Annotated in this window: 12 protein-coding genes; all 12 read left to right on the top strand. The window is 62.4% G+C overall.

What is annotated here, in order from left to right; genetic code table 11:
• Positions 1-29: 29 nt before the first annotated feature.
• The 12 genes from ACU6XJ_RS05600 to ACU6XJ_RS05545 all read left to right on the top strand — a co-directional run bounded on the left by ACU6XJ_RS05600 (position 30) and on the right by ACU6XJ_RS05545 (position 12,946).
• Positions 30-959 (top strand): ATP-binding cassette domain-containing protein, encoded by a 930-nt coding sequence (locus ACU6XJ_RS05600; protein WP_476307334.1) that lies wholly within the window; start codon positions 30-32, stop codon positions 957-959.
• The gene (locus tag ACU6XJ_RS05595; RefSeq protein ID WP_476307333.1) at positions 956-1,765 is read left to right on the top strand and encodes an ABC transporter permease; all 810 of its coding nucleotides are present in this window, start codon (positions 956-958) and stop codon (positions 1,763-1,765) included. Before ACU6XJ_RS05600 ends, ACU6XJ_RS05595 begins: the two co-directional genes overlap by 4 nt.
• Before the next feature lie 390 nt (positions 1,766-2,155).
• A complete protein-coding gene (locus tag ACU6XJ_RS05590) occupies positions 2,156-3,346 on the top strand; it encodes a helix-turn-helix domain-containing protein (RefSeq protein WP_476307332.1) in 1,191 nt (396 codons plus the stop codon).
• Between the two features lie 1,058 nt (positions 3,347-4,404).
• Complete coding sequence (locus ACU6XJ_RS05585; protein ID WP_476307331.1) at positions 4,405-5,703, top strand: ATP-binding protein; 1,299 nt, start codon at positions 4,405-4,407, stop codon at positions 5,701-5,703.
• Positions 5,704-6,124: 421 nt separating this feature from the next.
• Positions 6,125-6,415, top strand: coding sequence for an Os1348 family NHLP clan protein (locus tag ACU6XJ_RS05580; protein WP_476307330.1), 291 nt, complete (start codon positions 6,125-6,127; stop codon positions 6,413-6,415).
• 89 nt (positions 6,416-6,504) lie between these two features.
• A complete protein-coding gene (locus ACU6XJ_RS05575; protein WP_476307329.1) occupies positions 6,505-7,854 on the top strand; it encodes a B12-binding domain-containing radical SAM protein in 1,350 nt (449 codons plus the stop codon).
• The gene (locus tag ACU6XJ_RS05570; protein WP_476307328.1) at positions 7,851-8,546 is read left to right on the top strand and encodes a hypothetical protein; all 696 of its coding nucleotides are present in this window, start codon (positions 7,851-7,853) and stop codon (positions 8,544-8,546) included. The genes ACU6XJ_RS05575 and ACU6XJ_RS05570 overlap by 4 nt, the downstream gene beginning before the upstream one ends.
• Entirely contained in the window at positions 8,543-9,166 is a 624-nt protein-coding gene (locus tag ACU6XJ_RS05565) for an alpha/beta hydrolase (RefSeq protein ID WP_476307327.1), read from the top strand. The genes ACU6XJ_RS05570 and ACU6XJ_RS05565 overlap by 4 nt, the downstream gene beginning before the upstream one ends.
• Positions 9,163-10,149, top strand: coding sequence for a biotin synthase BioB (locus tag ACU6XJ_RS05560; RefSeq protein ID WP_476307326.1), 987 nt, complete (start codon positions 9,163-9,165; stop codon positions 10,147-10,149). Before ACU6XJ_RS05565 ends, ACU6XJ_RS05560 begins: the two co-directional genes overlap by 4 nt.
• Positions 10,146-11,417: an MFS transporter gene (locus tag ACU6XJ_RS05555; protein ID WP_476307324.1), complete on the top strand. Its 1,272-nt coding sequence runs from the start codon at positions 10,146-10,148 to the stop codon at positions 11,415-11,417. Before ACU6XJ_RS05560 ends, ACU6XJ_RS05555 begins: the two co-directional genes overlap by 4 nt.
• Positions 11,407-12,687: an AMP-binding protein gene (locus tag ACU6XJ_RS05550; protein ID WP_476307323.1), complete on the top strand. Its 1,281-nt coding sequence runs from the start codon at positions 11,407-11,409 to the stop codon at positions 12,685-12,687. The genes ACU6XJ_RS05555 and ACU6XJ_RS05550 overlap by 11 nt, the downstream gene beginning before the upstream one ends.
• On the top strand, positions 12,668-12,946 hold the full coding sequence (locus tag ACU6XJ_RS05545) for an acyl carrier protein (RefSeq protein WP_476307322.1): 279 nt from the start codon (positions 12,668-12,670) through the stop codon (positions 12,944-12,946). Before ACU6XJ_RS05550 ends, ACU6XJ_RS05545 begins: the two co-directional genes overlap by 20 nt.
• Positions 12,947-12,961 lie beyond the last annotated feature (15 nt).

Here is a 12,961-nt window from a genome sequence, read left to right as displayed (position 1 = left end):
GATAGGCGTGCTTCCTACCGTTGCTGCCCATGAGTGCGATCCGGGTGGAAGGTCTGGTCAAGCGCTTCGACGGCACCGCGGCCGTCGACGGCGTGGACCTCGCCGTGCCCGAGGGCAGCGTGCTCGGGCTGCTCGGACCCAACGGCGCGGGCAAGACCACCATGGTTCGGATGCTGTCCACGCTGATCAGGCCCGATGCGGGCCGCGCGTGGGTTGCGGGGTACGACCTGCTCACCCAGGCCTCGCTGGTGCGGGAGTCGATCGGGCTGACCGGGCAGTACGCCGCCGTGGACGCGGGGATCTCCGGACGCGAGAACCTGTACCTGATCGCGCGTCTGCTCGACCACAAGGGCCGGGCGGCGCGGCGGCGGGTGGATGAGCTCATCGAGCGGTTCCGGCTGGGGGAGGTCGCCGACAAGTTGGCGCGCACCTACTCCGGGGGCATGCGCAGGCGGCTCGATCTCGCGGCGAGCCTGGTGGGGCAGCCGAAGGTGCTGTACCTGGACGAGCCGACCACCGGGCTGGACCCGCGCAGCCGCAACGAACTGTGGGACATGGTCCGTGAACTGGTCGCGCAGGGCACCACGGTGCTGCTGACCACCCAGTACATGGAGGAGGCGGAGGCGCTGGCCGACGCCATCGTGGTGATGGCGCGGGGGAGCGTGATCGCCTCCGGGACCAGCTTGTCGCTGCGGGCCAAGATCGGGCAGAAGGTGCTGCGGATCAGTCCGGCGCCCGGGACCGCGCCGGAGACGGTGGCGGCGGTGCTGAGTTCGGCGGGGCTGGGGCAGGCGAGCGTGGACACCGACTCGGTGTCGCTGCCCATCACCGATGACGGGCGGCTCACCATGGCCGTGCAGGTGCTCGGCACGTCCGGGCTCGCCATCTCACACGTCGACACCTACCTGCCCGGCCTCGACGAAGTGTTCCTCGCGCTTACCGGATCGGCGGCGGCATGAGCGTTCTTTCGGCAACCCCAGTGGCGCGCAAGCCCAAGCGGATGAACCCCGCACGGGTGATTCGGCACACACTCGCGATCTGCCGTCGCAATCTTGTTCAGCTCAAGAGCGAGCCGTTGCAGCTTCTGGACGCCACGTTCATGCCGATGCTGCTGGCACTCATCTTCATCTATGTTTTCGGCGGCGCGATTGGCGGAAACCAAGGAGATTACCGGCAGTACCTCATGCCGGGAATCATGGTCGAAACGGTCTCGTTTGCCTCCCGCGCCACCGGGATCGGGCTGAATATGGACTTCAGCAACGGCATGATGGATCGATTCCGGGCGCTGCCCATCGCGCGTTCTGCGGTGCTGTCCGGGCGAATTCTGGCCGACCTGTGCCGAATGCTGCTGGGTCAGTGCGTGATGCTGGGATTCGCTTTCCTGATCGGTTTCCGGGTGGAGACCGGACTGCTGTCCACCATGGCAGCGGTGGCGCTCATGCTGGGCTTCGGCGCCGCGCTGTCCTGGGTCGCGGCGTTCATCGGCCTCAGCCTGCGTAGCCCGCAGACCGTGCAGACCGTCGGCTTCGTGTGGATGATCCCACTGCAGTTCGGTAGCTCGATGTTTGTCGCCCCGGAGACCATGCCCGGCTGGCTGCGGACGTTCGCCGAGGTCAACCCGATCACGCTGGTCTGCGACGCGAGCCGAACCCTGATGGTGGGCGGTTCACCGGGAGCATCGGTGCTCGGCTCGCTGGCCTGGATCGTCGGGCTGACCGCGATTTTCGCGCCGCTGGCGGTACATCGGTTCAGCCGACGGATGTGAACTTAGTTCCCGACCACCTTTCTGCAGTTGTCGCATTCGGTGGCGCCGCCCTTGGGGCTCAATGATTCGGTGAGCGCGCTTTCGCCGCAGGCTGCTCCGATGCGAGTGAAACCGAGATCAAGGAAATGGTGTTTCGGATAGGCGTGCGCCCGGAAATCCCCGTTGCAGCGCCGCCATTCGTACTCAGTCATTCACTGCCTTGCTGATTGCCTCTATGGGAGGCGGGTCTTCGGCCGGTCGGGGTTGGACGTCGACCGTAGACCCGCCATCTCACACGCTAGGGACGAATCGGACGGCGAAGTGACAGTCTTGTGACAGTGAGTATTGATCGTGTCCCCCTTAGTGATCAGCCGTACCCTTATCGAGTTGACGAGCGGAGGAGGCACGCACATGGCGGAACCAGTACCAGCTCGTGGCATCGGGGAACGAATAGCCATCGCCCGCAAGATCGCGGGACGCAATCAGCGGCAGCTTGCGCAGCAAACCAATTACTCCGTCAGCATGATCCGCGCCGTGGAGCAGGGCCGCGAGCCCGCATCGCCCGCACTGGCGACCGCGGTGGCCAAGGCGCTGGGCATCGAGGTGGAGGAACTGTACGGGCAGCCCTACCGCGAACTGTTCGAGCAGGACGGCGGCCTGCCGGGAGTCGGTGATCTGCGTGCGCTGCTGGCGGAGGGCAGCCACGTGCGCGCGCTGGCACCCGGACCCATCGAGGACCTCTCCTATGAGGTGGAGCAGCTTCGCAGGCTGCGCCGCGCGGCCAAGCTGAGACAGGTGCTGCGCCGCTTACCCGTGTTACTGCGGCAGTTGCACGGCGCGGTGCACGACGACCGCGAACCGGAAACCGCTTACGAACTGCTGGCGGTGGCCTACAGCACGGCCGCCTCGGCCCTCTACCGCGTCGGCTTCCTGCCGATGTCCATCCTCACCACGGACCGGATGGAATGGTCCGCCCAACGATCCGCCGACCCCGGTCTGCTGGTCAGGGCGCACCTGCACCGCTCGCTCACGCTGCTGTGCTTCGGCAGCTACGAAAGCGGTATGGCACTGATGGACCACTCCCTCGCGGCACTGGGCGACGCCGATCAAGATGAGGCGACGCTCGCGCTGCGCGGCTCGGTCCACCTGCGCTCGGCGGTGCTCGCGGCCAGACAGGGCAACGCCGACCTGGCAGCCGACCAGTTGACCGAGGCCCGCAGGCTCGGTGACCTGATCGCAGTGGAAAGCACCGCCTATGACACCGCGTTCGGCCCGTCCAACGTCGCCATCCACGACGTCGCCGTCGCACTGGAGTTGGGCGATCCGCACCGCGCGGCCGACGAGGGCATGCGCCTGCGCATCTCCGACGCCGTGGAGCCGACCAGGGCGGGACACCACTGGCAGGACGTGGCACGCGCCTGGCTCATGGTCGGTGACCTGCCCAAATCCCTTGCCGCGCTGAACCGCGCCCGCAAGGCCGCTCCGCAGCAGACCCGCTACCACCCTCAAGTGCACGAGACGGTGCGCGCCATCGCCGCCGCCGAACGGCGGCAGAGCAACAGCCTCGCCAGCTTCACCGCCTGGCTGGGCATCAAGGTATAAGCGGTCGACACGGCCCGTGCCGGTCCAAGGCGTGATCTGTCGAAACCCCGTAGCCGCGCGGAAAGCGGCTGCTGTGACAGAGACCCTCAACCCGTGCGGGCCACCGCCGAACGGCCGCTCGGGCCGACCTCGCCGACTGTCGACAAGACGCGCTATCAGGGCAGTTCGTACCGCCACGCGTGGCGCATGACACGTGATGCGCCACGAAACAACCCGTGTCTGCGGTAACCGGCAAAATCGTCAGCCGCGAACCGGATTTCTACTGGTCTTCTGTGGAATCCGCCGCTTGTGGATCAAGCGCGCCATGGTTCTGGCCGTACACTTCCGCCCTCGTATTGCCGGACTGGCCAGGCCATCAAAGCCAGTTGTCGGAATCATTAGAGTAGAAGCCGCCGATGTGCGAACAGCGCCCGCCTGCAAAAAAGACGAGTAGCTGATCAAGTTCCCGTCGCAGCGAAGTCTGCTGATCCACAGTTCGGCCGATGGCAACGTCGACAGCGCACTCGTGATGCGCGCCGACGCCTGGAGATCACCGACTCCGGCAGGAAGCCTGTAGTCGAGTTTGTAGTGAGAAGTCTTGACCCACAAGACTATCTCTGAAATCTCCTCATCTTTCAGGATGGGACCTTCTTTCTGCCGCACCACGTCCCCGTGCAAGATCGCAGTGAATACTCATGGTCAAATCGGCATGGTCTGAGGGGTAGACGGTGCGAGCCCGGAAGATCCGTCGAGCGAGCACCTCACGTTGCCACCGTGGGCACGAGGATCACTCCCGCACAGCCCGACTACCAGCGCGTAATCGCCAATGTCGATCCAACAGTCAGAGACTTGATCAAACGTTCCTGGACGGAAAGTAAGGACCCCGACGGCGCCATTGTTCAACCAAACGAGGGACTTTCCGTCGTCGGCGAAGGCGATTACACGGGGAAGCGGACGGCTGCTTACAGGAGAATGAACAGACCGTCGACATGGCAGTAAGGACACGGTAGCGTAACGAGGACTTGGCTGGCCGACGAGCTGCCAAGACGGCTGCGGCCTGGAGACCTGGGGGAGGGTCGATGCGGCGGTTCGGACCAGAGCTGCGTGCGTTGCGTGAGCTCCGAGGTGTGAAACTGAAGCAGTTCGCGCGCAATGCACATTACAGCCCGGGTTATGTGAGCAATGTCGAGCGGGGCCTGAGATCGCCAAGTATGCAATTCGCCGAACTTGCCGACAGCCTGCTTGTCGCCCACGGTCGACTGCGGGATCTGGCACTGGACGAACGGCAATCCAAGGCCGGATTCCAGCCGGTTCTTCCCGCCCAACTACCACCGGACACGCCGATATTCGTAGGTCGCCAATCCGGCCTGGCAGCGGTTGACAAGATATTGAGCAGCCGCACCGGAAAATCGGTTCCCGTGGCGGTCGTCACCGGCGGTCCCGGGATGGGCAAGTCGACGCTGGCACTGAGATGGGCTCACGAGAACGCCGAAAACTTCCCCGACGGCCAGATGTGGATCGACCTGCACAGCTTCGACGACGAGAACCAGGTGAGCGAAGCGGACGCCTTGGGCATGTTCCTTCGCGATTTGGGCGTGCCGGGTGTGGCTATCCCCGCCGACGTCGAGTCGAGGTCGCGGTTGTTTCGTTCACTGCTCGCCGACAAGCGGCTGCTGCTGGTACTCGATAACGCGGCGAACTCCGACCAGGTGCTGTCCCTGGTGCCATCCGGTTCCGGCTGCGCGGTTGTGGTGACATCACGGGTGCGGCTCCCTGGCCTGGCCATCCGCACCGGCGCGCAGCATGTCACGTTGGCACCATTCGACGAGGACGAGTGCGTCGAGTTGCTCGGACGAATCGCAGGCCACGAGCGAGTGTCATCGCGTCGGCGGATGGCGACGATGATCAGTCATTGCTGCGGCCGGGTGCCGCTGGCGGTGCGCATCGCCGCCGAGTACGTTGCCGCCCACCCGGAACAGGATCTGGCAGGCATGGCCGGCCAGCTTGACGCGGAGGTCACCAGGCTGGACGTGCTCTCGGGCACGGACCTGCCGTCTTTGCGGGCGGTGTTCTCGTGGAGCTACCGTCTGCTGCCCGCGGAGTCGGCGACCCTGTTCCGCCTGATGGGCTCTAGTATGGGCACCAACTTTTCAGTATCCGAGCTGGCAACCATGGCCGGTTTCTCGCAGGCGACAGCAAGGGCGGCGGTGAACCAGCTCATCACCGCTCACCTGGTCGAGGTGCTCGATTCGGAATGCATCCGCATGCACAACCTGCTGAAGACCTACGCGCGAGAGCTGGGTTTGGGCGAGGACGAGCCGCCGGCGTGGAGACCAGGGTCTGCCTGCGGCAGCGGCGCCTGCATCTTGTCCCAGTAGCGAACGGCCCGTCCAGCACCGAGGACGAGCCGCTCTCCCTCCGGTGCACGACGGCGTTGCGCCGACCCTGCTGCTTCATGTGGGAGGAAGTCGACCTCCTCTGTGCGCACAGCCCCTGGCTCTGCCGCGGGTTCTGTGCCCGCCGAGCAGTTATCCATAAATCGTCAGGCGTTCGGAGATTTCTGCGCGAATAACTGCGCCGTCTCCACAGTGTAAATCTTGTGTTTCCTGTGCGGCATAATGATCGATTGCGAATCGTACAAGTCGCACTGTGACGCGTCAAGTGGATGACTAATGCGCATCACCGTTATGCGACTTCCTTTGGTGGGAAACTCTTGGAAACTCCCAGGTGTCGACGCTGCGGGAGCGGCACTGTCAGAATCGTTCATGTCAAATGCAAACCAATTCGCAGGAGGCCCATGTGACTGCAGTTGCCCCTCCGGAGCTGTCGCTCGATGGAATCGTTGAAGTCGCGAGGAACTTCGACGCTCTCATCGGTCGTCTGACTTACGACAACGAGTTTGCGGCGGCCCTGGGCGACAACCCGCAGAAGGCGCTGGACGAGGCCGGGATTACCCTTCCGAAGGAGCAGCTTGAGGCTTACCTTCGGAACAACCCGGAGCGTTTCGACAAGGCGTCGGAAGCACTTTTCGCCCGCGTGGACTCGGACTTTCTGACCTCGCTCGGACCGCCTTCGTGCGCGGTCGTCTAACCGTCCACATATAGGTGGCGATTAGAGGGGTGAGCTGTCATGCACCCCTCTAATCGTTTACTTTGTCGACCGAGAAACAGGGTGAGCCTGTGGCGAAGATAGCTCTTGTCAACCTTTCCAGTCTGCGAATGCCGGGAAATGACCCGATTTTCCCGCTCGGATTGGAACGAATTCGTCAGGTGCTCCATGACGAGGGGCATGAGCCTGAGGTAATCGACTTCCAGCGCTCACCCGAAAAGCAAGCCGATGTGACGTGGATCGACGGCGACTGGGATGTCGTCGGGGTAACGATCCGCAATATCGATCCCATCGAACTCTCCTGCGAGAGTCACGTCCCGCACTACAAGAATTTCGTCAGCAGGCTGAAGCAACAGGCCGCGGGGCGGGACATCCTTTGGGTCGGAGGCGGTCCTGGGTTCAGCCTGTTCGCAGAGGAACTGACTCGCGAACTCGGCCTCCACGTCGGGGTGGTGGGACCAGGGGAAAGCACGATGCTGGAGGTCTGCTCGAACGCCGAAAAATACAAGCAGGCGGGGGAGTCTGTCCTGTCCGGTCAGCCGGACCCTCAGTTCACCCACCGTGTGATGAGCTATGACCCGGACCTCATGAAGGTCTACGCCAACGCAGACGCGATGATCGGTGTCGAAACCCGGCGTAAGAGCTGCTACCAGCAGTGCACCTACTGTCCGTATGCCTACATCACCGGTAACGATGACGGCGACAAGCGGTCGATTGAATGCCTGATAGCCGAGATACGTGGGATCCACGAGGCCGGCATTCGCCACATCTTCTTCACCGACGCGATCTTCAACGCCGAACTCCGGTATGCGAAAGAAGTCGTCCAGGCCGTGAATGACGCGAAACTTCCGGGGCTGCGTTGGTCCGCGTACTTCACTCCCAAGCCCTTTGACGAAGAATTCGCGGTCCTCCTGGCCGAGAGCGACGTCGAATACGTAGTCGTTTCCCCGGACAGCCTGGACCCATCCATGATGAACGAGCTGGGGAAGTCGTTCGACACCAGGCACATTCTGAGGTTTCTGGAGCTGTGCCGCACTTACTCCCTGACCCCGCGGATGAACGTCGTGGTAGGCGGCCCGCACGAGTCGGAGACGACGACGAGAAATACGTTGGAGTTCGCGAACGAACATCTCCGGCCAGGTGAGCTCGTCCTCCATGTGGGATACCGCGTGCTGCCCCAAACAGCGATGAGCCAGCAGACTCACACCAGCGCCAAGGAGCTGTTGGAGCCCACGTTCCTCCAGTTGGATGCGGATGTCTTCAGCTGGATATACAAGTATCTCCGATCCGACTTCTTGACCGCCAACCTGATTCTCAACCTCGCCGCCTCGAAGAACAGCCTCAAAACTCGGCGGTTGGTCGCTCCCAAGTTCTCGGTTGCGCGAAAGAAGTACGCCCTGCCTATCGCTGGAACGCGATGAAGCCGCGACTGCTCACACCGGGAGACCCGTTGGCAGGCCGGCTACAGCGCGAGCTACCGGAGTACGACCTCGACCTGGAGCTGGCAGACCCCGAGGTGTACTCATGGGCGGTCATCACCGAGGCCGACAAGGTGGTTGCCGCCCACCGGGCGATCCTGGCGTTCGACTGCATCTTCCTCCGCGGCGTGTTCGCCTTCATGGAGACCCGCTTCCCGGCCGCCTACCTCCTGGCGAAGTACCTCCTGCGGCAAGCCGCGGACCGCGGGATACGCAAGTCGCATGTCTGGGTGGAGCAGTACGGGCGTGAGAAGCAGATCTCGGTACTGCTGGGCGCACAGCTGTCCTCGACGTTGCTTCATCGGTACCGCATTCCCATCGAAGCGTCGAAAAAGACAACTCGGAACTCCGGGCAGTTGGAAACCCGCGCGCCAGGGGTTCGTCCGGTGTGGGTTCGTGATCGCGAGGTCTGCGTGATGTACAACTACCCGGCCGATGCCGACCTGCCGCAGTCGTTTTCGAGCAGGTGGTTCATCGACAACGTCGACTCCTTCGATCTTCCTTTCAGCCACGTGGAGATGGCGTTTGACGCGGCAGATATAGGACAGGCGTTGACCCTGGCCGCACGTGGCGCGGTACGCACAAGTCGCCGCCCCGTCTACCACGGCTACATACCCACGAAGAGCACAGCATGACGAGTACACGCATCGAGGCCTTCCACGGAGCCGGAGACTCGGTTACGGGTTTCTCCACGGCAATCGCGCACTTGAGAAGCCGCACCGCGGCAGCGCCGTGGAGCGTCGTTCCGGCCACCGACCAGCCGACGGCCACGGACAAGCTCCATTACGCCGGGATCGCAGCGGCTCGGTTCTCACACAAGTGCTGGGACCTGGCGGAGCTGGCTGAACGACTTCCCAGCAGGGAGAAGTCCCGAACTGTATTGGTCGGGTATTCCATGGGCGCGATTGCGGCCATGCGCTTGTTCCACCATGCGCCGGAGAAGATCGCCGGGCTGGTGTGTGTCGCCGGCTGTTACAGCATGATGCAGATGTTTGGCGAGAGATACGTTCCGCCTGAGTCGGCCGTAGCTGGCCAACGTGTCCTGTTCATCCACGGGGGCAAGGACGGGACGATCCCGCCCGGGCTTTCTCGGGAATGCGCAAAAAGACTTGAAGGGGAAGGTATGGATGTCGACTACTGGACGGTTGACGATGCTGGGCACAGTTTCAAGGAACTTGGTTTGACGTGCGACACCCCGGTGGTTCGACGGCTCGCAACGTGGGTAGGCGAGATTGAGAGGCGAGAATCCGTATGAACGTGCTTCCTGCCCGCTTGGCAAGAAAAGAGCTGATCGACGCTCTGCGCTCCCGAGGATCGGAGCAAAAGGATCTCCATGAAACAGCACTCCGCGTCAAGCAGGAGGCTTTCGGTGATCGAGTGGTACTCAGAGGCGTAATCGAGATCACCAACGTGTGTCGGGTGAACTGCGACTACTGCCCGATGCGCCGGGACAACAATAAAGAAAACGACCAGTTCTTCATGGCCGTCTCGGATATCCTGAGCCGCGCGATCCTGATCAAGGAAGCAGGCATCGATGTAATACTGCTGCAAGGCGGTGAAACACCCAAAGCAGCGGCTATCGCACTCGAAGCGATTCCCAAGATCGTCGATCTCTATGATGGATTGGTCGAGATAATTCTCAACCTAGGATCACTCGGGCTGAAGTACTACAATGAGCTCAAGCGAGCAGGTGCCGGCACGTATATCCTGAAACACGAGACTAGTTCGCAGGTAAGACACTCGGAACTTCGGTACGAGGAGCTTTCGGACCGGATTCGCGAGTGGTACCTTGCTCGTGAGGCGGGTTTCAAGATGGGTACCGGTATCATCTCCGGACTGCCTGATCAGGACTACGAAGAACTGGCCGACGAGATCGTCTTTCTCCGGACGATGTCCCCTGACATGATCAGCGTGAGTCCGTTCGTTCCTGCACCCAATACTCCGATGGCGGGACATCCGGCCGGTGACGTGGATGATGCGCTGAATTTCTTGGCGTTGACTCGCATAGAGCACCCGCATGCCCTGATACCTTCGGTCAGTGCGCTGGAGAAGAACTCCAGTGGAGGCCAGGTCGGCGGAATATCGGCGGGTGCCAACGTGATGACCGTGAACTTCACAGGTGAAATGTCCAACCGGTACTTGATCTACGGGAAGGAACGTTTTGTAGTGCGGCTGGAGCATGTGCGGAACATCCTGTCTACGGTAGGCGCCCAGGCCGGGGGCTCGGTCTACCTATGAAGATGTCGTTCAGGCTCGGGCGACCGTACAACATGTGGCTGGGTGCCCATGCCAGTAGCCAGCTCGGGATCAAGTTCGGCGCCGTGGCATTTCCTGTCCTGGCGGTCAAGGAAATGAACGCATCACCAGCCATGCTGGGTGTCATCACAGCCGCCTCCAGTGCCCCGTACGTGCTACTGGCGCTCACCGCCGGTGCGCATATCGAAAGGCTGTCGAAGAGGCGAGTCGTCGGCCTGAGCGGGTTCGCCCGCCTGATTGTCTGTTTTGGGCTGTTGCTCTGCGCGTTGACGGACGGCCTCAGCACTTCTTTGCTGGGGCTGTTTGCTTTCGGCATCGGTGCGTGTTCGGTGTTCTTTGACGTGGCTCTCGGAGCGGGACTACCTGAGCGGGTAAGCCGAGATCGTCTTGGTGATGCGAATGCCGGCTTCGAGTTGACTCAGAACGTCACGACTTTTCTCGGGCCGGCCATCGCGGGGTTGATGGTCACCATCTCCGGAGCCGCCACGGTGATCGCCGTCGACGGCCTCCTCTTCGCGCTCGCGAGTGTCTTCGCCATGCAGTCGAGGTCTGCGGAGAGTGGCAGCAGGCACATGCCTGAGACGAAGTTCTGGAGGCTGCTGGTCGACGGAGTTCGCTACTGCTGGACGAATGCCTTGCTTCGCCAGATACTCCTCACGATCACCGTGTCGAACTTCTTCGCGACGGTGATTTTCACCCTGCAACCCCTGCTGATCTTGGACACTTTGGCGGGGACCTCCCTTGACCTTGCGGTTTGTATGATGACCGGATCGATCGGCGGGATTCTCGGCGCCGTGAACTTCCGCCGAATCTCCAAGAGATACCAACGCGGAACAATCATGATGGTCGGCCTGATCAGTGCAGCGAGCTTCACCGGCGGGATCACGGCCGCGGCGCTCCTCTCGTCGACAATGCCAACACGTCCGCTGATCATCCTGTGCTATATCGCCGAGTTCGGGATTGTTTTCTCGATCGTGCACTTCAACATCACTCAGACGACGATCCGCCAGGAGACGACGCCGACGGAGATGATGTCTCGCATGTCGGCCTTCGCGAGGTTCTGCGTGTGGGGTCCCATGCCGGTGGCCGCACTGACGGCCGGCCTCGCCGCCGATGCGATGGGACTCCGGATGGTCTTTTTCGTGGCCTTCATCGGAGCGATTGTGACCACGCTGCCGATGATTCAGGTTCGAAGGATCTTGAGGACGAGAGACGCCAGCCTACCGGTGGGAGTCGGTGATGCTCAGTAATATTGCCCGAGCTCTTGTCTCGGCTGGAAGTTCCCTGAACTCGATCCCGGTCGAGCAGTTGCAACCGACGGGCGGTGATCGCAGTCCTCTGGTCGATTCTGTCGACACGGGGGACGTCGTCGTTGTTCGTGAGAGCGATCCGGTCGATGCGTTGCGGATGGTACTGCTCTCGTGGTCGAGAGAAGCCGTGCCGTTGGTGTCAGGAGCCGAGTTCCCGGACCGTGCCTGGTGGCCGACAGAGGACCGCGGGACGTTCGTCGTTCCGGATGCCGTGCGGACATGGGAGGTCCCCGAGCAGTGTGCGGTGTTGCATACGACCTCGGGATCGACCGGTGCGCCGCGGATCGTGATGCGCGGCAAAGACAGTGTCCTATGGGAGGCCACTGCTTATCGGAAATGCTTTTCTCCATTCGGAGAAGCCCCATTGGCGCATTCCATTCCGTTCACGCATTCGCTGGGTTGGGGTGTCACGATAAGTACGTTGCTCAGCGGCGGTGATGTGTGGTGCGCGTCCCCGGACCGTCTGAACAGGTTGTACGACAACTGGCAAGCGTGGTCGGTGCTGGCGACCACACCCGCGCTGCTGCAGCTTCTGCTCCGGACGGTCCCACCGGGCGCGGCGGCGCCGGCTGCGGTGTTCTGCGGTGCGGGTCGGGTTCCCGCCGCCGTTCGGGACCAGGTCGGTGCGAAATGGCCTGGTTGCGAGTTGGCGGTCGGGTTCGGAAGCACCGAGACCGGAGGAGTGTCCAGCGGTAGCGCCGGGATAGGCCTGCCGTGCACCGGCGTCGAGGTGGTGGGTCCGGCAGCCGAGGAAGTGTTTCCGCTGAAGGTGGTCATGCCGCACACCGTGCTCGGCTACCTGGACGATCCCAACGACGACCGGCGGTGGGAATTTCAGGATCTCGTCCGGCACCGACCCGATGGGCAGCTCGAACATGTCTCCAGGATTTCTCGTGTCGCTCGGCTGAACGAGGTGAACCGTCCTGTCGAGAAGCTAGCCCGTGCGATCGGTGATCTTGACCGGGATTGGCGCATGGTGGAGCTGGATGCCGGTGATTCCGGTTCGAAGGTCTTCGTGGTCCTGGAAGGGCCCGCAATCGCTCCGGATGCCTTGAGCGGGATCTCCGCCTGCGCTCGGGAAGGCCTGGGGGAGACGGCTGTCGTGGTGACCGTGAACAGATTTCCGAGGAATGAGATGGGGAAGGTCCGCTATGAGGATCTCCTGCGCACCGTGTCCGTGAAGGGAGGCGATGGCGGTGGTATCCGATGATGATCATTCGTCTCGAACTCAAGACGAGCTTCTGACGTTCATGCATTCCGCTTTGTCGAAGGACTACGAGTCCGTCTCGGCTCTGGGGCTCGCGGAATTCCGGTGCTGCTCGTTGTCCGCATGTGGCGTGGACTCGCTCGATCTTGTTTCACTGGTCGTTCAGGTGAACGGCAGGTTCGGTAAAGAGGTATCCGACGAGCTCATCACTTCGCCGCGGATCGACAGGCCCGAAAGCTGGCTCCAGGATCTGTTTCCGTGATTTACACGCTGTGTT

The organism is Actinorectispora metalli (assembly GCF_056323685.1).
This window is presented reverse-complemented; position numbering and strand designations above follow the sequence as displayed.

Bases quoted from the DNA above. Each gene is read 5' to 3' on its own strand.
- ACU6XJ_RS05585 (WP_476307331.1), top strand. From the start codon at position 4,405: ATGCGGCGGTTCGGACCAGAGCTGCGTGCGTTGCGTGAGCTCCGAGGT.
- ACU6XJ_RS05550 (WP_476307323.1), top strand. From the start codon at position 11,407: ATGCTCAGTAATATTGCCCGAGCTCTTGTCTCGGCTGGAAGTTCCCTG.
- ACU6XJ_RS05570 (WP_476307328.1), top strand. From the start codon at position 7,851: ATGAAGCCGCGACTGCTCACACCGGGAGACCCGTTGGCAGGCCGGCTA.
- ACU6XJ_RS05595 (WP_476307333.1), top strand. From the start codon at position 956: ATGAGCGTTCTTTCGGCAACCCCAGTGGCGCGCAAGCCCAAGCGGATG.
- ACU6XJ_RS05555 (WP_476307324.1), top strand. From the start codon at position 10,146: ATGAAGATGTCGTTCAGGCTCGGGCGACCGTACAACATGTGGCTGGGT.
- ACU6XJ_RS05545 (WP_476307322.1), top strand. From the start codon at position 12,668: ATGGCGGTGGTATCCGATGATGATCATTCGTCTCGAACTCAAGACGAG.
- ACU6XJ_RS05560 (WP_476307326.1), top strand. From the start codon at position 9,163: ATGAACGTGCTTCCTGCCCGCTTGGCAAGAAAAGAGCTGATCGACGCT.
- ACU6XJ_RS05590 (WP_476307332.1), top strand. From the start codon at position 2,156: ATGGCGGAACCAGTACCAGCTCGTGGCATCGGGGAACGAATAGCCATC.
- ACU6XJ_RS05565 (WP_476307327.1), top strand. From the start codon at position 8,543: ATGACGAGTACACGCATCGAGGCCTTCCACGGAGCCGGAGACTCGGTT.
- ACU6XJ_RS05600 (WP_476307334.1), top strand. From the start codon at position 30: ATGAGTGCGATCCGGGTGGAAGGTCTGGTCAAGCGCTTCGACGGCACC.